Here is a 19,790-nt window from a genome sequence, read left to right as displayed (position 1 = left end):
ATTCCTAGGGATTGCCTCACCTGTGCGGCGGGCGGGAGCGGTGAGCAGGTGATCCCGCTCAGTGGTGGAGGATCTTCGACAGAAAGTCCTTGGCGCGCTCGCTGCGCGGGTTGCTGAAGAACACTTCGGGCGTCGTTTCCTCCACGATCCGGCCGTCCGCCATGAAGACCACACGGTTGGCGGCCGAACGGGCGAATCCCATCTCATGGGTGACGACGACCATGGTCATGCCCTCGTGGGCGAGCTGCTGCATGACCTCGAGTACTTCGTTGATCATCTCGGGGTCGAGTGCCGAGGTCGGCTCGTCGAAGAGCATCACCTTCGGGTCCATGGCGAGTGCCCGTGCGATCGCCACGCGCTGCTGCTGTCCGCCGGACAGCTGGGCCGGGTACTTGTCCGCCTGGGAGGCCACCCCCACCCGCTCCAGCAGGGAGCGCGCCCGCTCGTCGGCCGAAGCCCTGTCCTTCTTGCGGACCTTGATCTGGCCCAGCGTCACGTTCTGCATCACGGTCTTGTGGGCGAAGAGGTTGAAGGACTGAAACACCATGCCCACGTCGGCGCGCAGGCCGGCCAGCTCGCGGCCCTCGGCGGGCAGCGGCCTGCCGTCGATGACGATCTCGCCCGAGTCGATGGTCTCCAGCCGGTTGATGGCGCGGCACAGCGTTGATTTGCCGCCGCCGGACGGACCGATGACGACCACGACCTCACCGCGGTGAACGGTCAGGTCGATGTCCTGGAGCACATGGAGGGCCCCGAAGTGCTTGTTGACATGGCTGAGCACGACCAGGGCATCACTCATGCCCGGCCTGGCATCCCCGTCGGTCACCGCTGCGGCACTCATCGTGTTCATCGTCCGTCCACCTCGCCGCGGTCGCATGCGGAGAGGGCCGACTGCGGACGGCGGGTCAGGCCCGGGTAGCCCGGCGGACGAGTTGACGGGGGCTCTGGAGCAGCAGCGTGGGCGCGACGGCGGCCACTACGCGGTGGGCACGCCGACACCCGCGACTACGCCAACCGGCTTCCGAGCCGTCCCAGGTCGTGTGCTCGCAGGCCAGGCGTTCCCGTAACTGATCACCGGTCCGCGGCAACTGATCCCCATGTCCCGTGGAACCATCCTGACCCCGACGTCTCACTCACATCAGGAGACGGGAGGGCCCGTGCTAGTCAGGGATCCCCGGCATACCCCACCATGCGTTCCTGTCGTTGACAGAGGCTCTCGGGCACGTCTCCCGCCACGTCGTAAGCACTGGGGAACGCCCTGGACGCCCGAAGAAGAGCCGCTTCCCCCGCAAGCGCAGCCGAAGTTTCGCCGAGTCGACGACGTTGTCGTGAATGATGAGCACCCGCGTCACCTGGTGGGGGTCGTGTTCCGTGATCCGTCCGCCCGCATGCCGGAGGCGAAGTCTCGCGCGACCGTCGGGCTCGCCGGTGACGATCCGTGCCTCGACCAGGCGCCGCCGGTCCCACGCCCAGTACGCGATCTCCACCAGTACGTAGACCGCAGCCGCACAGGCCGCCCACCTGATGTCGGGACCCATCCACATCGCCAGGCCGAAGAGGCCGAGACAGCCCGCGACGACCGCCACGCGCCGTAGCCGCGGAATGGTCCGTGTGCTCTTGTCCGCCGCGTCCCAGAGCAGATCCTCGCTGACAGCCATTCCGCCATCATGGGCCTCGGCCATCATCCTGAGAAGCCCCGACCTGGCGCACAAGTCGCCTCAGCCGAAAGGACGTTGACGTACGGGAGCCGTAACCGCATCGCGACGACCTCGCGGCGGACTGCGGGCTCACCGTGCCATTGGCACCGACCGGCTCACGTCCGCTCAGCACCTGAGGGGACGCTCAGGCGGCCCCTGGGCTGTGACCTCGGGCCAGGCGTCACGGGCAGCCAGGTCGAGGATCAGGCCGGCAATGTTCCATGCGTCGTCCTCGCCACAGTGATGACGCCCTTCCAGCGGCAGTCCGGCAAGCGTCAGGGCGTGGGCCATTCCCGGACGCCTTCGCAATCCATGGGCCTCGGTGAAGACTGCCTTGGCGTTGGCGTGCCGACGTCCGAAAGGGTACGCGGTTCCGGTGGCCTGGCACTGACGCGTGAACTGGTGACGGTCGTAGTCCCCCCAGCTCGCCCACGGACGCACCCCTGCCCGGAAATCGGATGCCAGCAGTCGACAGGCCTCGGCGAAACTCATGCCCGTGGCCACCTCGGCCTGACTCAGCCCGGTCAGTTCGGTGCAGAAGGAGCTGACGGCCGACCGTACGGGCCGCACCAGAATGCGATGCTTCCCGACACGCTCACTCCGGCCGAGGTCAACCACCGCCAGCCCGATCTCGATGATCTCGCTGACCGCACCGGGTGGGGGCGCGCCTTCCCAGCACGTCGCCTCGACATCGATGACATTCAGCAGTCCCCCAGCACTCTCCATGCGAACGAGAGTAGGGAGGTGGACGCCTGCCGGTCACTCTGATTTCCAGCGCGCCGACGGGTCATCCGAGTACCCCTGCGTTCGCCATGGGCACGTTCCGCGTCCTCTTCCGGCGCCGACACCCTGCCCTGTCGACAGCCATGAGGACGGTCACCCGGGCCCACGCGAAGTAGGGGGTGCATGGGCCGATGAGTTTCCGGGGCGAGGCCGGTCTGTACGGGTATGGAGACTTACACACTCGAGACAGCCGGCGCGGACCTCGTCTACGACGTTCGTGGGCCGCTGCCGACCGATGACGGGCGTCCGCCGCTGTTCATGATCGGGCAGCCCATGGACGCTGCTGGTTTCGCTGCGCTCGCGGCACGCTTCCCGGAGCGGACCGTTGTCACATATGACCCGCGCGGTCTCGGTCGCAGTATCCGTAAGGACGGACGGGTCGACCACACGCCGGAGGTTCAGGCCGATGACCTGCATGCCGTCATGGAGGCGCTCGGGGCCGGGCCGGTTGACATGTTCGCCAGCAGTGGCGGCGCGGTCACCGCGCTCGCTGTCGTGGCGAAGTACCCCGATGATGTGACCACCCTGGTCGCCCACGAGCCGCCGCTCCTCACTCTCACCCCCGACGGCCCGGCGGCCGTGCGGGCGCGGGCTCACGTCCGGGAGGTGTACGAGAAGCGTGGGTGGGGGGCCGGGATGGCTGCGTTCATCGCGATGACCTCCTGGGAAGGCGAGTTCACCGACGCGTACTTCGCGCAGCCCGATGCCGATCCCGCCGCGTTCGGGATGCCCACCGAAGATGACGGCTCGCGCGCTGATCCGCTGCTGTCCGACCGGTCATGGGCGATCAGCAGCCATCGTCCGGACGTCGACGCGATCACCAGGGCTGCGACCCGCGTGGTGGTCGCCCTGGGTGAGGAGTCCAAGGGCGTGCTGACCGGGCGTACCAGCGTCGCGACCGCCGAACTGCTCAATCTGCGGGTGACCGTGTTCCCGAGCCATCACGGCGGATTCCTCGACGGGGAATTCGGCTATCCAGGGAAGCCCGACGAGTTCGGGCATCGGCTGCGTGAGGTGCTCGACGGCGCCTCGTAGGACCACCGCTGGACGAGTGGTTCCGGATACCGCGTGCGCAACCCGAGCCGCATCGGAACCACTCGTCCCCCACTTCCTCTCACCGGCCCGAGGGTGCGGCTGTTGAGGAGGGGCGGCCACCGGTCGCGCCCGAGCCGAACACCGGCCGCTGCTGCCCCCTTCGTCGGCCGGCTGGGGCCTCGATCCGCCTTGTCGAACGTGTGGGGCAGGATGGCGCCATGGCACAGCAGATCTTGCCCCCGTCGGAGTCCTGGCGCGCCGTCGACGCTTGGCTGGCGACGCACGCGGCCTCCGATTCGGCGCTCCTCAGTCCACCGGCGACACCCCACGAGATTCGACATGCGGAACGGGTTCTCGGCACCCCGCTGCCCGGAGATCTCGCTGAGTCTCTGCGGTGCCACAACGGTATGAGCACGTGGACGACCGTCCTGCCGGAGCAGTCCCCGCTCCCGGTGAGCGGCATCGTGGACCGCTGGAAGACCTGCATGGGCATCGCGGCGGAGAACGACGGCCTGACCCCTCGCGCCTGGGAGGACGAGCCTTGGTGGCACCCCCTCTGGGTTCCTTGGGCTGAGGGGGCCGATGGCGGCGCGCAGGTGATCGACCTGCGTCCTGGACCGGACGCGGGGCGCCTCGGCTGGGCAGGACACGGCGGTGGCGGCGACTTCACCGACTCCTGGCCTGATCTGGCGAGCCTTCTCCACGCCGTCGCGCGAGCATTGCATGAGGGCGGAGACGTGCACGGGCTGTATCCCTATCTCACCGCCCAAGGTGGGTTGTGGTGGGACGAAGAGGGTTGCTCCGAGCTGAACGGTCACCCGCTCAGGGCAGCCCCTGTCGGGCTGAACTGACTGTCAGCCACTGTTCGCCCTGTCCACGCACGGAAGTTGGGCCAGAACCGAATCTTGGCCGGTCTCCAGCCCGTCAGGTACTCACGTACTCAGGTACGCCTACTCATGTGCGGTCGCACGTCACCACCAAGGATGTCCGCATAACGCGTTCCTTCCGTGGAGATACGGTGATGCCCCCTCCCAGGAGGTGCGTTACGGCGCTCTCCCATCGGGGGACTCTCCCCTGCTCTACCGAAAGAGACATTTCATGAGTCGCGATGTGCAGATACGAGCTGCCGATGCCGAGGACCTGGTCTGGATCCACGAGTTGAGGCACCGTGTGTACGCCCAGGAGCTCGGTCAGCACGCACCGCGCCCGGAGGGACGCCTGCACGATGCACTGGACGGCGACAACGTCTACCTCGTCGCGGCCCGGGGGCCGGTCCGCATGGGCTTCGTCAGCCTGACCCCGCCGTGGCTGGGCCGCTACGGCCTCGACAAGTACCTGACCCGCGACGAGCTGCCGCTGCTGTCCGAGGGTGGAGCCTTCGAGGTACGCATCCTCACCGTGGAGCCTCGCTGGCGCAGCACCGCGGTGGCACCGCTGCTGATGTACGCGGCCCTGCGCTGGATCTCCTCCCGGGGAGGCCGCACGGTGGTGGCGATGGGCCGCACCGAACTGCTCGACATGTACCTGGCGGTCGGTCTGGAGCCCCTCGGACACACCGTCCGCAGCGGCGCGGTGACCTTCGAGGTGCTGACGGGCGAGGTCGCCGGGCTGACGCAGGTCGCCACCGTCCGCTACCGAACCGCCCTGGAGCGGTTCCGCTCGGTCGTGGACTGGCAGTTGGACATGGAATGGGCGCCTGGGCCCGACGGATGTGAACATGGCGGAGCGTCCTTCACCGCCATCGGAAAGGACTTCCGCACCTTGCACCGGCGCCACGAGGTCGTTGCTGCCGACGTGCTGGACGCCTGGTTCCCGCCCTCGCCCGGGGTACGCGCGGCGCTCGCGGAAGACCCGGCCTGGTCCGCCCGTACCTCGCCTCCCACCGGCGCCGAGGGCCTGCTGTCGGAACTCGCCGAGGCCCGGGCGCTGCCGGTGGAGACGCTCGTGGCCGGAGCCGGCTCGTCGGACCTGATCTTCCGGGCGTTCGGCCGCTGGCTGACCCCGGACAGCAGGGTGCTGCTGCTGGATCCCGGGTACGGCGAATACGCCCACGTCACCGAGCGCGTGATCGGGTGCCGGGTGGACCGCTTCCGGTTGCACCGGAAGGACGGGTGGCGGATCGACGTCTCCCGGCTCGCTTCCGTCGTCGGGGAGGGTCGCTACGACCTGGTGGTCGTCGTCAACCCGAACAACCCGACCGGACGCCACGCACCCGCGGCCGAACTGCGCAGCCTGATCGAGGCCGCCCCTGCCGGGACCCGCTGGTGGATCGACGAGGCGTATCTCGGCTACGTGGACCTGGCCGAGTCGCTCGCCCCGCTGGCCGCGGTGGATCCGCGGGTCGTGGTCTGCACCTCGCTGTCCAAGATGTACGCGCTGTCCGGCGCGCGGGCGGCCTACCTGGTGGCCGAGCCCGCCACGGCTGCACTGTTGCGCAGGTGGACGCCGCCCTGGGCGGTCGGCCTTCCCGCGCAACTCGCCGCGGTGGCCACCCTGCGGGACCCCGCGTACTACCGCGCCTGCTGGCTCCGCACCCACGCCCTGCGCCGTCAGCTGGCCGCCGACCTCGCGCAGGTGGACGACACCGTCGTGATCGAGGAGGGCGTCGCGAACTTCCTCAACATCACCCTGCCGTACGACGGACCCAGCGCTGCCCGCCTGGTGCAGGAGTGCCGTCGGCACGACGTCTACCTGCGCGACCTGTCTCCTCTGTCGCCGCAGTACGAAGGGCGCACGGTACGCGTCGCGGTCAGGGACACGGCGGAGAACGCGCGCATCGTCGCGGCGTACGAAGCCGCGCTGGAGACGCTGCTGCCCAGCTCTCTGTCACGGCGGACACCCGAACTCCCGGCCGCCGCCGTCGCCGGGTACGCCCGGTGACCGACGTCGCCTCCCTCGCGCCCTTCCTCGGCGGGGCCCTGGCGGTCGGCGGGGTCGCCGCGGCGCTCTCCCGCCGCCGTGAACTGCTGATCCGGTGGTGTTGCTGGGCGGTCGGAGTGCCCCTGGTGGCCGGTGCGTTCTGGTGGGGCACGCCGGGAGTGACGCTTCTCGCCCTTGTGGTCGCAGTGGTGGCGGCACTGGAGTTCGGCGGGCTGATGCGTCTGTCCCTGCCGGACAGGGTCGTACTGGCCGTCGCCGTCTCCGGCGTGGTGCTGACTTCCTGGCTGGCGCCCGGGCAGGAGGTGCGGGCGGTGGCGGTCGGGGCCCTGGCCATCGCCGCGGTCCCGCTGCTGGCCGGTGACTCCGCCCACGGTCTGCGGCGGCTCGGGGCCGGTTTGCTCGGGCTGGTCTGGCTGAGCGTGCTCGCTGCCCTGGCACCGCTCGGCGCGACCGCGCTCGTCCTGTTCATCGCCGTCTCGGTGGGCGATATCGTCGCGTACTTCACGGGCCAACGGGTGGGCGGGCCGAAACTGTCACCGCTCTCCCCGGCCAAGCGGTGGAGCGGAACCCTCGCCGGCGCCGCGGCCGCCCTCGGCGTACTCGCCGCGCTGTCCGAGCTGAGCGGGCCCACAGCGGTCGCGGTGGCGGTCGGCGCCCCGGCGGGAGACCTGCTCGAATCCATGGTCAAACGAGGAGCGCGGGCGAAGGACTCCGCCCACTGGCTGGCCGGCTCCGGTGGCCTGCTCGACCGGATCGACTCACTCCTCCTGGCCCTGGCCGTCCTGCTCCTCCTGCGCTGAAGAGACGCCCACAGGGCTCCGGAGCTCCCGTGCTCCGGAGCCCCGGCGGAAGTACCGACCTCCTCGCCGCGCACACACCTGCAGGCCTACGTGGTCGGCCGACCCGCTCGGCCGGCTTCTGTTCGCAACGTGCGAGCCCGCTCGGCCGGGTCGTAGTCCGGGCCGACGCCCTCGATCAGCACCAAGTCGCCCTCCACGTGGTCGGCACGCAGTCTCAGGATGGCCCGGTAAGCGGGAGAGTCGTACCAGGCACGGGCTTCGGCCAGGCCGGGGAACTCGATCAGCACCATGCTGCCGGGCCACGTGCCCTCTACGACTTCGGCCGGGGGACCGTGGATGACGAAGCGGCCGGCGAAGGGGTCGAGGGTTGCCTGGATGCGCTCCAGGTACTCGATGACGTCGGAGTGATTCCGGCGGCTGCGGAGATGAGCGAAGCCGTAAGCGGGCACGACGTGGCTCCTTTCGTTCCGAGATGGGGGCGATGAACAGGAAGGTATCCGAGGGTGGTTGGGCGGGGCGATTACCTCGCGGGTAATGGCCGGGAGCCGATCGAGGAGCGCACCGAGGCCTTCCGGAGCGCTGCCGTACGACTGCTCCACGGCAAGGGCGTGGCCTCGGCGGTCGACACCGGGCAGGCCGAGGACAGGATCACCCTCGACAGCGACTGCTGACACCGACGAACAGGTACGGGACCGCGCCCGCGCGCCCTTCTCACTGTCCGAAAACCCGCCCTCGGATTACCGGTAGTTCCCTCGGGATTCCGCTTGTCCGACGCAGCACCTTCCGCACTGCGGGGACCCGTGTCACTTTCGATGCCGTGGGAGCGCTCCCGCATTTCTCCCCTCCCCTCAGAGAGGCCAACACCCATGTCCCGAACCGCCAGTCCGAGCCGGAGAGCGGGTCTACTCCGGCTCTGGGCAGCCGTGATCGCGCTGCTGGCGTCGACGCTCGGCGCCGTGGCGACCTCGGCGTCGCCGGCCGTGGCCGCCCCAGTCCTGTGCGACCAGTACGCGTCGACCGCCATCCAGGACGGCAAGTACGTCGTCCAGAACAACCGCTGGGGCGCCTCGACACGCCAGTGCATCGACGTACGGGCCGACGGGTTCGCCATCACCGCGTCGGACCACAACAACCCGACGAACAACGTGCCGGCCGGGTACCCGTCGATCTACGCGGGCTGCCACTACGGAAACTGCACCTCCGGCAGCGGACTCCCCCTCCGTGTGCAGGACTTCGGGAACGTGCGCAGTTCGGTGGCGATGGCTCGCCCCGACTCGGGTGAATGGAACGCCAGCTACGACCTGTGGTTCGACCCGACCCCGCGCAGCGACGGCCAGAACACCGGCGCCGAGCTGATGATCTGGCTCGATCACCGGGGCCGTCCGCAACCCATCGGTTCCAAGGTGGCCACGACGACCATCGAGGGCGCCGCCTGGGACGTGTGGGTCGGCAACATCGGCTGGAACGTGATCAGTTACGTCCGGACTTCCGGTACCGGAAGTCTGGACTTCGCGGTCCGGTCCTTCACCGACGACGCCGTCTCCCGCGGTCAGATCCAGCGATCCTGGTACCTGACCAGCGTGCAGGCCGGGTTCGAACCGTGGATCGGCGGCGCTGGCCTGGCCGTCGACGACTTCTCCTTCACCACCAACGGCACCGGCGGCGGCGGGGCGAAGAGCATCGTCGGCCGGCAGAGCGGCCGCTGCCTCGACGTGACGGACGGCAACACCACGAACGGCACCCCGGTCATCATCTACGACTGCTGGGGCGGACCACCGCAGCAGTGGACCATCGGCTCCGACGGTACGATCCGTGCGTTCGGCAAGTGCCTGGAGGTCGGCGGCGGTGTGAACGCCAAGGGCAACGGCTCCAAGGTCAACCTCTGGGACTGCTGGGGCGGCGCCAATCAGAAGTGGACGGTCAACTCCGACGGCACCATCCGCAACCCCAATTCCGGCCGCTGTCTGGAAGCTGCGGGCCAGGGAACCGCAAACGACACCCGCGTCCAGATCTGGGACTGCTGGGGCGGCGAGAACATGAAGTGGAACATCCGGTGAGCCGTCCGGCACACGGGGCTGGCCGTGTCGCCGCGGTCCGCCCCGCCCTGGCGGCGCTCCTGGCCGGCGGGATGCTCGCCACGGCCCTGGCCGGGACCGGGCAGGCCGAGGAGGAGGGTGCTCGGGCGGCCGCCGCTGTTGTCGCCCCGGAAGTCATCACCGTGGACACCGGTCGTCAGTCCGGCCCGCTGACGAAGGCCGGTCTCGGCACGCTGTTCGGCGTGACGACCACCCCCGCCACCCCCGCCGCGCTCGCCGCCGGTTCGCAACTGCTCCTCTCCCAGCACCAGAGCATGGACGGAGACGTCTCCTACCCGAGCTCCACCGAGTCCGTGGCGGCGAAACTGCGGGGTACCGGAGTGAAGATGGTCGGCCGGTACAACGACCTGATGGGCGGCTGGCCCTACGTCTGGAAGGGGTACGACGACTGGATGCGCAAGGTCGACAGCGCGACCAGGTCCATCCAGAAGTACAAGGACGTCCTGGACTCCGTCGCCCCGCTCAACGAGCCGGACAACAAGCTCGGACCGCACGCGGACAGCCCGTTCATGACGGATACGCGCGTGCAGGGTGCCACGTACGACGCGAAGGTCAACTGGCTCTGGACGGAGACCGTCCGGCGGATCCGCGCCATCGACCGCGATGTGCGGATCATGGGCCCCAACTACGAGCACTACAACCCCTGGGAGGCCCCGGACCGGCAGCCCCGGATGCGTAACTTCCTTGTCAACGCCAAGAACACCGGGACCCTGCCCGACGTCATCGGCTGGCACAGCCTCGGACCGAGCCCCGGTGACGTGCCCGAGACGCTGACCCGCTACTACCGGCCGCTGGAGGAGGAGCTCGGCATCACCCCGCGTCCGGTGATGATCGAGGAGTACGGGCCGGGCGACGGAGAGTTCGAAGGCGTGCCGGGAACCATGATCAAGCACTGGGCGGAGTTCGCCCGGTACGGGGTCGACTCGGCCGCGATGGGGATCTACACCAACCCCGGGCTGCTGGGGAACACACTGCGCCGCAGTTCCGAGGGACTGAAGCCGAACGGCGGCTGGCACTTCATGCACTGGTTCAAGGAGATGCGCGGCAACCAGCTCTTCGTCAGCCGCTGGGACACCCGGCACTACCAGGGCTCGGACGGGGTGGCCTCCTGGGATCCCGCAGCGCGTTCGGTCACCGTGCTGGCGGGCGGGGACGACGGCGACATCGACGTCCGGCTGCTGGGGCTGTCGGCCCGGGGGCTCGGCCCGCAGGTCCGGGTCCGGATCGAGTACGTGCGCTGGTCCACCGACCCACTGGCCACCGACCGCCGGGCTGACCGGGCGGGCGACCCGCAGACCGGGGCGTACAACGTGTACGACAAGGTCCTCGCCCTCGACCAGGGCGGAAACCTGACCGTACCGATCCGGAAGATGGAACGGCTCAACGGCTACCGCATCACCGTCCAGCCGGCCGCCCCGGCCGCCGCATATCCGGGCAAGTACGAGGCGGAGGACGGCCGGCAGGTCGGTACCGTCCCGCACACGGGCAGCGACACCGCACTCGCCTCCGGGCGCGGCTACATCGGTGGGATCGACCGGGCAGACAGCTCGGTCTCCTTCACCGTGCGGGCGGAACGGGCCGGCGTCCACCTGATGACCGTGCGCTACGCCAACGGCACCACCGCCGGGGCCACCCACGGTGTCCGGGTGGGTAACGAGGCACAGGGTTCGGTCGCCTACCCGCCCACCGGCGGCTGGGCGGACACGACGATGGGCACGGCGGTGAAACGCGTGGTGCTGGCGGCCGGGGAGAACACCGTCACCCTGTCCAAGGGATCCGGCTACGCAGAGCTGGACTACATCGACGTACGCCCGGACACCCACCGTTACGAGGCGGAGCTGGCGTCGGTGAGCGACGCGGAGATCCGGCACTACAGGTGGAACGAGTTCCCCGATTTCGTCGGCGGCATCGACAGGGCGACGAGCTCGGTGGAGTTCGCCGTGGACGCCCCGCGCGCCGGGACCTACCTGATCGACGTCGGGTACGCCAACGGGCTCGCAGAACCGGCCGATCACAGGGTGGGGGTGAATGGCACGGCGGCCGGGACCATCGCGTACCCGTCCACCGGCGCCTGGCTGAGCGGGCCACGCCAGGACGCGGTGGCGGGCACGGCGACCGTCCACGTCACTCTGCGCGAGGGCGTCAACCGCATCCGTCTGACGAAAGGACTGGGGCATGCCGAAGTGGACTGGCTGAGCCTGCGACCGACTGCTTGACACTGTCGCCGGGAGCGAGCCCGGGCAATGAGTGCCCCGGCTCGCTCTCGACGACGACTCTGGTCCACGACGGCAGCCCCCAGCGTGTGTCCCTCGCTCACGGCACCGAACGCCATCGATGAGGCCGTCCGCGCCGGCGGGCGCCAGTGAGGCCGGTTCCCCCGGCCTCCCCTCCGCTCCCGTTCAGGAGGGTCGCGTCGTGTTCTTCCGCGGAGGCGCCGTGCTGCCCCGTACGACCAGCTGGGTCGCCAGCTCCAGCCGGAACTGGTCCACCGGCTCGCCGTCGATGATCCGCAGCAGTGCGTTCGCCGCCACGGAGGCCATGTCCAGCAGGGGCTGTCGGACGGTGGTGAGAGCCGGGTGGGTCCAGCGCGCGACCGGCAGGTCGTCGAAGCCGACGATGCTCATGTCTCCCGGGATGGCGTAGCCACGGTCGCGCAGCACCTCGAAGGCTCCGAGCGCCTGGAGGTCGCTGGCGGCGAAGAGCGCGGTGGGCGGATCTTCTCCCGACGCGTCGAGCGAATCGAGCAGCCGGGCCAGCTCGGTTCTGCCCGAGGCGTCGTTGAACTCGCCGTGCGGCGCCCAGGCTTCGGGTACCGGCAGTTCCGCCGCTTCCATGGTGGCGCGGAAGCCGTCGGCGCGGGCTCTGCTGCAGAGCACCTGGCGCGGTCCTGCTAGGTGTGCGATGCGGGTGTGCCCGAGTTCGATGAGGTGCTCGGTGGCACTCACGGCTCCGGCCCAGTTCGTGGCGCCCACCGTGGGAACCAGGGCTTCGACACTGCCGACCGGGTCGAGGAGGACGAAGGGGACGTCCAGCGCGGTGAGTCTCCGTCGTTGCTGCGGGGTCAGCTCGGAGACGACGAGAATGGCTCCGTTGCTGCGGCGGGCCGCGAGCTGGTCGATCCATTCGCGGGTGTCGGAACTGCGTCCGTGCACAGCGGAGAGGACCATGCTGGCGCCGGCGGCGTGGAGCACCTCGTCGACGCCGCGGATGATCTCCACGGACCACAGGCTGTCGAGTTCGTTGAGGACGAGGTCGATGACCGCTCCCCGCCGACGAGCGGGGCGTCGCTGGTACCCGAGGTGGTCCATGACCGCCTCGACGCGTTCCTTCGTGTCCGTGGAGACGTCCGAGCGTCCGTTGAGGACCTTGGAGACGGTCGAGACGGAGACGCCGGCCTCGGACGCGATCGTGGTGAGGGTGACCCTTCCCGGGCTCTCCGGGCTCTGCCCTGTCATCCGGTCCGTCCGTTTCGCTGGGTTTCCGTGCTCCGCCGCTGCTTGAGGGGGGACGGCCGAGTCTGCCACGCTTCTTCCACCGCGCTCACACGCTCCCGATCGTGCGCCGCCCGGTTTCCCGGTATTCCGCCCAGGCGAAGTCGGCGGTCATTCCGGCCCCGGTGAGGTCCTGGGCGCACAGACCCGCGAATGCTCCCGTGAAGCCCCAGGATGTGAAGTGCCCTGTGGTGGCGTCACCTTGCGTCGCGCTCTCGTCCGACAGCCGGGTGACGTCAAGGGTGGGGCCCAGCCGTTGCCAGGTGCCCTGGTCCGAGGTCCGCCACGCGAAATCGCCCTTCTCCGCGTGGACGGTCAGGCGGAGTTCCACCGCGTGGCCGTCGGGGACCGGTACGGGCATGCCGGGTTCGAGGTATCGGCCGTGCTCGCACACCCCGACCCGCAGCACCCGTCCTCGCTGTTCGTCCCAGGTCAGATGCGCGTAGTGCCACAGGGTCGAGTTGTAGTAGTGGACGAGGCCCGCCATCTGCTGCGGCGTGCGCGGATCGGCCTCCAGCCGGGTGGTGAAGTCGAAGTCCGTGGCCTGCTGGCGGCGTGCGACGAGACTCTGCTCGTGTGTCGAGCCCAGTGACTGTCCGCCACGCAGCCGCAGGTGGCCCGGCCTTTCGGCGAGACTCAGCCAGGACGGGCGGGGGTGCCGGCGGAGGGTTGACCAGACCGTGCCGAGGCGCGGCTGGTCGAAGGTGTCGCGTGCGGGAGGCACCGGTACGGGCACCGGGGCCAGCGCAGGGCCGGGCACGGTGGTCCTCGGCGACGCGTCACCGTCCGGGCCGGGCGGCCCGCCGAGCCGGGGCCAGCCGTCCTCGGTCCACTCGATGCGCTGGAGGGCGGTCTCGCGGCCGAGCACGCAGCTGCCGAGCGGGCTCAGGGGCCGGGCCACGAGGTGCGCCAGGTACCACTCCCCGTGGGGGGTGGCGACGAGGCTGCCGTGCCCTGCCTTCTGGAGCGGCAGCTGCTCGTGTCCGGCCGAGGTGAGGAGCGGACCGGAGGGGTCTGCCTCGTACGGGCCGGTCGGGCTGGTGGCTCGGGCGACGGTGACGGCGTGCGCCCAGGATGTGCCGCCTTCGGCAGTCGTCAGGTAGTACCGGCCGTCGCGGCGGTAGAGGTGCGGGCCTTCGGTGTGGGCGAGCGGCGTGCCGGTGAAGATCCGGTGCAGCGGTCCGGTCACCTGCCGTCGTTCCCGGTCCCATTCCTGCAGCAGGATCCCCGCGAACGAGTGTTGCTCCGGCCGGTGGTCCCACTCCATCCACAGCGCCCAGCTGCGTCCGTCGCCTTCCGGGCCGTCGTCGTGGAAGAGGGACGGGTCGAAACCGTGCGACGGGAAGGGTGCGGGGTCCGACCAGGGGCCGTCGAGCGAGGGGGCGGTGATGACGTGGTTGCGCAGGTCCTTGAAGGCCCCGGAAAGGTTGGTGACGTCGCTGTAGACGAGGTGGAAGAGGCCATCCGTGAAGGAGAGGCAGGGCGCCCACACTCCGCCGGAGTCCGGTCGCCCGGTCAGGTCGATGAGCCGCTCCTCCCGGAGCAGTCCGCCCAGCGGACGCCAGTGCACGAGGTCCCGGGAGTGGTGGACGGCAACTCCGGGGAGCCACTCGAAGGTGGAGGTGGCGATGTAGTAGTCGTCGCCGACCCTCAGGATCGATGGGTCGGGGTGGAATCCGGGAAGCACGGGATTCACGATCGTTCCGGCGGTCCGGGGACGGTTGGGTGACCGGTCCTGGTCGTGGACGGTCTGCGCGGCGGTCATGGGTCTCCTGGGAGCGGTGGGGCGGAACGGACCGGGGTTCATCCCTTGACGGCGCCGGCCATCACACCGGAGACGATCCGGCGGGCGAGGACGGTGAAGACGACCAGGACGGGCAGCACGGACACGACGACACCGGCGAGCATGAGGGTGTAGTCCGTGTAGTAGCCGGCGGCGAGCTGGTTGAGTGCGATCTGCACGGTGCCGTTCTCGGGGGGCAGGGCGATCAGCGGCCAGAAGTAGTCGTTCCAGGCGAACATGAAGGTGAACATGCCGAGCACGGTGGCCGTGGTGCGTACGCCGGGGACGACCACGTGCCAGTAGGTGCGCAGCAGCCCCGCGCCGTCCATGCGGGCGGCTTCGATCAGCTCGTCGGGGATGTTCTCCTCCACGGCCTGCCGCATCCAGAACACCCCTATCGCGGAGACGAGCGCGGGCACGATGAGCGCGGAGAGTTTGCCGTACAGCCCCATGTCGGTGACGAGCATGTAGAGCGGGATGATGCCGAGCTGGGTGGGCACCATGACGGTGACCACGACGCAGACGAGCAGCGCGTTGCGGCCGCGGAAGCGGAGCTTGGCGAAGGCGAAGCCGGCGAGGGACGAGAGCAGCACGTTGCTGACCGCGGTCGTGCCCGCCACGATGAAGGAGTTCCCCAGCGCCTGCCAGAATGCGGAGAGTTCGAAGACGCGCTGGATGTTCTCGATGAGGTGCCCGCCGGGTACGAGCGGTGGTGTCGTGCCGGCGAGTACGGAGTTGTCGTCGTGCGAGGCGACGACGAAGCTCCAGTAGAGCGGGAACACTGAGGCGGCGGTGATCGCCGCCAGGATGGCGTAGGCGAGAGGTCCGGCCTTGTCCAGGCGGCCCGGACCACGTCGGGGGACGGAGCGCGGCCTGCGGGTCGCGGCATGCGTCGGGGCTGTGGCCCGGGGTGGGGCGGTGACGGCCATGAGGTTCTCCTGGTACCGGGTCACGTGCGGTCGGAGCGGCGGGCGAGCAGAAAGTTCACCGCGGCGATGATCGCGATGAGGAGGAAGAGGACCCATGACACGGCGGAGGCGTAACCGGCGTCGTTGTTGATGAAGCCGTACTTGTAGAGCATCAGCGTCAGGGTCTGGAACTGGTGCTCGGCGCCGCCCTCGGCATTGCCCTGCTGGTCGAACAGGAAGGGTTCGGCGAAGAGCTGGAGTCCGCCGATGGTCGAGATGACCACGGTGAAGACGATGGTCGGCCGGATCGCCGGCAGGGTGACCTTGCGGAACGTGAGAAGGCGGGTGGCTCCGTCGATCTGGGCCGACTCGTACAGTTCGCGGGGCACGGCCTGCATGGCGGCCAGGAAGATCAGCGCGTTGTACCCGGTCCAGCGCCACATGACCATGAAGCTGATGGCGACGTGGGAGCTCCAGGTGTCCGCCGTCCAGTCGACGGGATCGCTGATGAGCCCCGCGCTCTGGAGCGCCCAGTTCACGATGCCGAAGTCGCGTCCGAAGAGCTGGGAGAAGACGAGCGCGACGGCGACCACGGACACGTACTGCGGAACCAGCACGAGTGCCCGCCACACACTCGTCGCCCGTAGGTGGCGGTCCAGGAGCCAGGCCACTCCGAGGGCGGCGACGAGCTGGGGCGCCGTGGACAGCACGAAGATGCTGAGCGTGTTGAACAACGCGGTGTAGAAGTCGGAGTCGCCCAGCAGCCGGGTGAAGTTGTCGGCTCCGACCCATGGCCCGGCTCCCGAGAGGCGGTCCCAGTCGTGCAGGGAGACCCAGAACGTCTGGAGCAGCGGGTAGAGACCGAAGATGCCGAAGACGACGAAGAAGGGAGCGATGAACAGGTAGGGCAGAAGGTGCCGTTCGGGGAGGAGCCGGCGGGGACGGCGTCCGCCGGGTGAGCCTGGGGTGGTGGCGGCTTGGAGCGCCATGCTGGTTCTCCGTAGGGATGAGGAGGGCCGGGGCGTCTGCGACGGGGGCGGCGACGCTCGGCGCCGCCGCCCGGTGGTGTCAGCGGAGGTTCTTGGACGCCTCTTCGAGCGCCTTGTCCCAGGCCGCGTCCGGGCTCGCCTTGCCCTGCTCGACCAGCTGCATCGCGTTGCCGAACGGGATGCGGACCTGCTGGTCCTTGGTTCCCCGGTAGTTGGGCTTGAGGTTCTTGGCCGAGGAGGCGAACAGTTCGCCGGTCGGAGCGTCGTTGAAGTACTCCTGCTTCGCACTCGTGACCTGCGGGTCGTCGAGGACCGGGAGGAGGGAGGGCAGTGCGCCGACGGGGCCGGTGAAGATCTTCTTCTGGGATTCCGCAGAGGTCAGGAAGTCCGCGAGCTCGGCGGCCTCCTTCACGTGCTTGCTCTGCTTGGGCACGGTGAGGAAGGAGCCGCCCCAGTTGCCGCCGCCGCCCGGGACGCTTGCGATGTCCCACTTGCCGGCGTTGGCGTCCCCCGCCGCGTTCTTGATCTGTCCCGTCATCCACGCCGGGCACGTCATGGTCGCCATCCGGCCCAGCTTGATGCCGGCGTTCCACTGCTGGCTGAAGGGCTGCAGGTTGGCGGACTGCTTGTCAGCGGTCGCCTTCGCCGCCGCCGCGAAGAACTCGCGGACCTTCGGGTTGGTGTCCCCGATGTACTTGTCGTCTGCGTCGAAGAAGCCGAACTCGGTCTGGTTCATCATCGCGGTGAAGATGTTGCCCGAGCTGTCGAACCAGGCCTTGTCCTTCACCTTCGCCTGGAACTTCTCGCCCGTGGTGAAGTAGTCGTCCCACGTGGGCCACAGCTTCCCGACCTCCGTGCGGTCGGTGGGCAGACCGGCCTGCGCGAACAGGTCCTTGCGGTAGCAGATGGCGAGGCTGCCGACGTCGGTGCCGTACCCCATCACGAAGTCCGGGGTGCCGAGTGTGCCCTGCTCCCACTTCCATCCCAGGTACTCGTCCTTGCGGTCCGTCGCCCCGTGGTCCGCGAGGTTGGTGAACTTGTCCTTCACCGAACGGAACTTGGGGAGGTAGCCCTCCTCGATCGCGACGACGTCGGCAGCTCCGCTCCCGGAGGCGATCTGGGTGGAGAGCTGGTTGTGGTGCTGATCGAACTGGGAGATGCGCTCCTTGACGACGATGTCGGGGTGGGTGCGCTTGTACTCCTCGATGAGGGGCTTGTAGCCGAAGTCGCTGAACGTGGCAACGGTCAGGGTGATCTTGCCGTCGGCCTCGCCGGAGTCCGCGCCGCAGGCGGGGAGAGCGATGAGCGCGGTGGCGGCGGCGAGCGCGACGACAGTTCTGCGGGCACGCGTACGGCCCATGGTGGTCCTCCGGGAGAGGGGTGCGGGATGAGTGGCACCAAGTTCGCTGCCCTCGAAACCAATGTCAATAGTTTCGCGAAACTTGCAGAGCAATTACCGGAGAACCAACCGGGAAGAGTTCCGATCATCCAACACTTCGGGCCAACAGGCTCTCCACCTGCGGAGATTCGGGCGAGACCTCGGCCGGCCGGTCAAGGTTTCGTAGCCCCGACTTCGTGACCTGCCGATATCTACGAAACTTTCGCGACCTGTTGACCGGAGGGGGCGCGACCCTCACGATGCGATCGCCGGCTGACGCATCGTCGGCGGGCGAAACCCCACCCGGCGAACCGGAGACACCCATGAAACATGTCGGACCACGCAGACACATGAGAAGAGCGGTCGGTGCGGGAGCCGCCGCCTGTGCCGCGCTCATCGCCCTGACGGGACTGTCCGCGACAGCCGAGGCGGGAACGACGACCGGGGCCGGCACGGCTGCGGTCGGCGGTCGTGGCGTCCCTGCCGACGGCAAGGTCATGCTGGTGATGGGTCAGGACAGCGACACGCTTTCGGACTACCGCACCGACGTGCTGAACAAGACCTCACTCGGCGCCCCCGCGCCCGGTGGCGTCACGCTCTACACCAACCTCGTACTCGGCGGATCGCCCGAACCCCTCGCCGGCATGAACAGCCCGGCGAACTGGGGCGCGGGCACCGTTGACTTCGCCAGGACCATGGAGCAGTACCCAGGGTCGGCCGTCGCCGTGGGGCTGTACCTCTCCGATGCCACCTCGGGCTGCAACAACCAGCCGCTGCGCGCCGTCATCGGCCGCAACGACGCCGACGTGACGGCCGGCAGCCCGAACCTGATCACGCGGTACCGGGCCAAGGTCGACGAGATGGTCCAGCGGTTCAAGAGCTACGACCGCGACATCCTGCTCCGCATCGGGTACGAGTTCGACGGCCCGTGGAACTGCTACAGCTCCGAGTACTACAAGGAGGCGTTCCGCTACATCAAGGGCCGCATCGACGCCCTCGGAGCCACCCGGGTCGCCACCGTCTGGCAGAGCGCGGCGTGGCCGGTGAACACCCACACCGACCACCCCGAGTGGAACTACATCGTGACCGACCCCGACCACCTGAACGACTGGTACCCGGGCGACGCCTACGTCGACTGGGTCGGCCTGTCCTCGTTCTACAACTCCCGCTCCGTGCAGACGCAGTGGGGCTGCGGGTCCCACGACACCGACCCCGTCGGACTGCAGAACCGGGTGCTCGACTTCGCCCGCGGCCACAACAAGCCCGCGATGGTCTCCGAAGCAGCGCCGCAGGGTGCCCGGACCGGCGCCAGGACCAGCAGCTGCATCTTCCGCAACAGCCCGGCGGCAAGCAGCGGCCAGGCCATCTGGGACGGCTGGCACGCCGGCTACTTCGACTGGGTGAACCGCAACAAGGACGTCATCCGGGCCGCCGCGTACATCAACACCAACTGGGACGCGCAGACGCAGTGGCAGTGCGCGGCCGGGGCACAGGCGGGCGGGCCGGGGTGCGCCAACGGCAACTGGGGCGACTCCCGGGTCCAGGCGGATCCCACGGTCCTGGCCAACTTCCTGACCGAGATCAAGAAGTCGATGTGGACGAACGGCACCTCGGGCCCCGGCCCGACTCCCACGCCGACCCCCACCCCCACACCGACGCCCACTCCCACGCCGACCGCTCCGGGTGACGGCTCGTACAGCCAGGGTGTCACCGGCGGCACGGTCTGGTTCGCTCCGAAGGGCTTCCAAGCCACCTTCGTCACCGTGCAGTACCGCATCGGCGGCGGGTCCCCGCAGAACTACTTCCTGACGTACGACAGCGGCGACAAGCGCTGGGAGCTTCCCGTGCAGGTGCCCTCCGGCGCCACCCTCACCTACTCCTTCAACTACCAGCCCAGCACTCAGGGCAGCCAGCTGACCACACCCACCTACACCTGGAAGGCCTGACCCT

17 protein-coding genes are annotated in these 19,790 nt (G+C 69.1%); 8 read left to right on the top strand and 9 right to left on the bottom strand.

Translation table 11 applies throughout. The features are described from left to right. Positions 1-58 precede the first annotated feature (58 nt). From ACFW9O_RS27665 to ACFW9O_RS27655, 3 genes are all read right to left on the bottom strand, one after another. Positions 59-799, bottom strand: coding sequence for an amino acid ABC transporter ATP-binding protein (locus tag ACFW9O_RS27665; protein ID WP_384613244.1), 741 nt, complete (start codon positions 797-799; stop codon positions 59-61). 361 nt (positions 800-1,160) lie between these two features. After that, positions 1,161-1,658 (bottom strand): hypothetical protein, encoded by a 498-nt coding sequence (locus ACFW9O_RS27660; RefSeq protein WP_384613066.1) that lies wholly within the window; start codon positions 1,656-1,658, stop codon positions 1,161-1,163. A 165-nt stretch (positions 1,659-1,823) separates the two neighbouring features. Continuing rightward, complete coding sequence (locus tag ACFW9O_RS27655) at positions 1,824-2,423, bottom strand: exonuclease domain-containing protein (protein ID WP_384613064.1); 600 nt, start codon at positions 2,421-2,423, stop codon at positions 1,824-1,826. A 222-nt stretch (positions 2,424-2,645) separates the two neighbouring features. Here ACFW9O_RS27655 and ACFW9O_RS27650 point away from each other — a divergent pair, with 222 nt between their 5' ends. The 4 genes from ACFW9O_RS27650 (at position 2,646) to ACFW9O_RS27635 (ending at position 7,195) form a co-directional block, all read left to right on the top strand. Next, positions 2,646-3,515 carry an alpha/beta fold hydrolase gene (locus tag ACFW9O_RS27650; protein WP_384613062.1) on the top strand — a complete coding sequence of 290 codons (870 nt, stop codon included), beginning with the start codon at positions 2,646-2,648 and terminating at the stop codon, positions 3,513-3,515. A gap of 218 nt (positions 3,516-3,733) precedes the next feature. Next, the gene (locus ACFW9O_RS27645) at positions 3,734-4,366 is read left to right on the top strand and encodes an SMI1/KNR4 family protein (RefSeq protein ID WP_384613060.1); all 633 of its coding nucleotides are present in this window, start codon (positions 3,734-3,736) and stop codon (positions 4,364-4,366) included. 247 nt (positions 4,367-4,613) lie between these two features. Beyond that, a complete protein-coding gene (locus tag ACFW9O_RS27640) occupies positions 4,614-6,395 on the top strand; it encodes an aminotransferase class I/II-fold pyridoxal phosphate-dependent enzyme (RefSeq protein WP_384613058.1) in 1,782 nt (593 codons plus the stop codon). After that, positions 6,392-7,195, top strand: coding sequence for a phosphatidate cytidylyltransferase (locus ACFW9O_RS27635; protein WP_384613056.1), 804 nt, complete (start codon positions 6,392-6,394; stop codon positions 7,193-7,195). Before ACFW9O_RS27640 ends, ACFW9O_RS27635 begins: the two co-directional genes overlap by 4 nt. An 86-nt stretch (positions 7,196-7,281) precedes the next feature. Here ACFW9O_RS27635 and ACFW9O_RS27630 read toward each other — a convergent pair whose 3' ends face one another. Then, positions 7,282-7,644, bottom strand: a complete 363-nt coding sequence (locus ACFW9O_RS27630) for a DUF1330 domain-containing protein (RefSeq protein ID WP_351176258.1) — start codon at positions 7,642-7,644, stop codon at positions 7,282-7,284. 54 nt (positions 7,645-7,698) lie between these two features. On the opposite strand from ACFW9O_RS27630, the gene ACFW9O_RS27625 reads away from it, so the two are divergent. The 3 genes from ACFW9O_RS27625 (at position 7,699) to ACFW9O_RS27615 (ending at position 11,507) form a co-directional block, all read left to right on the top strand. Then, positions 7,699-7,866: a hypothetical protein gene (locus tag ACFW9O_RS27625; RefSeq protein WP_384613054.1), complete on the top strand. Its 168-nt coding sequence runs from the start codon at positions 7,699-7,701 to the stop codon at positions 7,864-7,866. Positions 7,867-8,061: 195 nt separating this feature from the next. Then, positions 8,062-9,252 carry an RICIN domain-containing protein gene (locus ACFW9O_RS27620; RefSeq protein WP_384613052.1) on the top strand — a complete coding sequence of 397 codons (1,191 nt, stop codon included), beginning with the start codon at positions 8,062-8,064 and terminating at the stop codon, positions 9,250-9,252. Continuing rightward, positions 9,249-11,507, top strand: a complete 2,259-nt coding sequence (locus ACFW9O_RS27615) for a CBM35 domain-containing protein (RefSeq protein WP_384613050.1) — start codon at positions 9,249-9,251, stop codon at positions 11,505-11,507. The genes ACFW9O_RS27620 and ACFW9O_RS27615 overlap by 4 nt, the downstream gene beginning before the upstream one ends. A gap of 183 nt (positions 11,508-11,690) precedes the next feature. On the opposite strand, the gene ACFW9O_RS27610 is transcribed toward ACFW9O_RS27615, so the two are convergent. The 5 genes from ACFW9O_RS27610 to ACFW9O_RS27590 all read right to left on the bottom strand — a co-directional run bounded on the left by ACFW9O_RS27610 (position 11,691) and on the right by ACFW9O_RS27590 (position 17,822). Beyond that, positions 11,691-12,746 carry a LacI family DNA-binding transcriptional regulator gene (locus ACFW9O_RS27610; protein ID WP_384613048.1) on the bottom strand — a complete coding sequence of 352 codons (1,056 nt, stop codon included), beginning with the start codon at positions 12,744-12,746 and terminating at the stop codon, positions 11,691-11,693. A gap of 85 nt (positions 12,747-12,831) precedes the next feature. After that, positions 12,832-14,547, bottom strand: a complete 1,716-nt coding sequence (locus ACFW9O_RS27605; RefSeq protein ID WP_384613046.1) for a glycoside hydrolase family 43 protein — start codon at positions 14,545-14,547, stop codon at positions 12,832-12,834. Positions 14,548-14,585: 38 nt separating this feature from the next. Beyond that, on the bottom strand, positions 14,586-15,494 hold the full coding sequence (locus ACFW9O_RS27600) for a carbohydrate ABC transporter permease (protein ID WP_384613044.1): 909 nt from the start codon (positions 15,492-15,494) through the stop codon (positions 14,586-14,588). A gap of 20 nt (positions 15,495-15,514) precedes the next feature. Continuing rightward, a complete protein-coding gene (locus tag ACFW9O_RS27595) occupies positions 15,515-16,462 on the bottom strand; it encodes a carbohydrate ABC transporter permease (RefSeq protein ID WP_384613042.1) in 948 nt (315 codons plus the stop codon). Between the two features lie 79 nt (positions 16,463-16,541). After that, entirely contained in the window at positions 16,542-17,822 is a 1,281-nt protein-coding gene (locus tag ACFW9O_RS27590; RefSeq protein WP_384613040.1) for an extracellular solute-binding protein, read from the bottom strand. A gap of 341 nt (positions 17,823-18,163) precedes the next feature. On the opposite strand from ACFW9O_RS27590, the gene ACFW9O_RS27585 reads away from it, so the two are divergent. Beyond that, positions 18,164-19,786, top strand: a complete 1,623-nt coding sequence (locus ACFW9O_RS27585) for an endo-1,3-beta-xylanase (RefSeq protein WP_384613038.1) — start codon at positions 18,164-18,166, stop codon at positions 19,784-19,786. Positions 19,787-19,790 lie beyond the last annotated feature (4 nt).

The sequence above is a fragment of the Streptomyces sp. NPDC059499 genome (genome assembly GCF_042749285.1).
GTDB lineage: Bacteria > Actinomycetota > Actinomycetes > Streptomycetales > Streptomycetaceae > Streptomyces.
Note: the sequence above shows the minus strand (reverse complement) of the source record. Positions and strands in the feature narration are given on the sequence as shown.

Coding starts and splice junctions, on each gene's coding strand:
- ACFW9O_RS27595 (WP_384613042.1), bottom strand. CDS start 16,462: ATGGCGCTCCAAGCCGCCACCACCCCAGGCTCACCCGGCGGACGCCGT.
- ACFW9O_RS27605 (WP_384613046.1), bottom strand. CDS start 14,547: ATGACCGCCGCGCAGACCGTCCACGACCAGGACCGGTCACCCAACCGT.
- ACFW9O_RS27610 (WP_384613048.1), bottom strand. CDS start 12,746: ATGACAGGGCAGAGCCCGGAGAGCCCGGGAAGGGTCACCCTCACCACG.
- ACFW9O_RS27640 (WP_384613058.1), top strand. CDS start 4,614: ATGAGTCGCGATGTGCAGATACGAGCTGCCGATGCCGAGGACCTGGTC.
- ACFW9O_RS27590 (WP_384613040.1), bottom strand. CDS start 17,822: ATGGGCCGTACGCGTGCCCGCAGAACTGTCGTCGCGCTCGCCGCCGCC.
- ACFW9O_RS27585 (WP_384613038.1), top strand. CDS start 18,164: ATGAAACATGTCGGACCACGCAGACACATGAGAAGAGCGGTCGGTGCG.
- ACFW9O_RS27600 (WP_384613044.1), bottom strand. CDS start 15,494: ATGGCCGTCACCGCCCCACCCCGGGCCACAGCCCCGACGCATGCCGCG.
- ACFW9O_RS27645 (WP_384613060.1), top strand. CDS start 3,734: ATGGCACAGCAGATCTTGCCCCCGTCGGAGTCCTGGCGCGCCGTCGAC.
- ACFW9O_RS27620 (WP_384613052.1), top strand. CDS start 8,062: ATGTCCCGAACCGCCAGTCCGAGCCGGAGAGCGGGTCTACTCCGGCTC.
- ACFW9O_RS27650 (WP_384613062.1), top strand. CDS start 2,646: ATGGAGACTTACACACTCGAGACAGCCGGCGCGGACCTCGTCTACGAC.
- ACFW9O_RS27665 (WP_384613244.1), bottom strand. CDS start 799: ATGAGTGATGCCCTGGTCGTGCTCAGCCATGTCAACAAGCACTTCGGG.
- ACFW9O_RS27655 (WP_384613064.1), bottom strand. CDS start 2,423: ATGGAGAGTGCTGGGGGACTGCTGAATGTCATCGATGTCGAGGCGACG.
- ACFW9O_RS27660 (WP_384613066.1), bottom strand. CDS start 1,658: ATGGCTGTCAGCGAGGATCTGCTCTGGGACGCGGCGGACAAGAGCACA.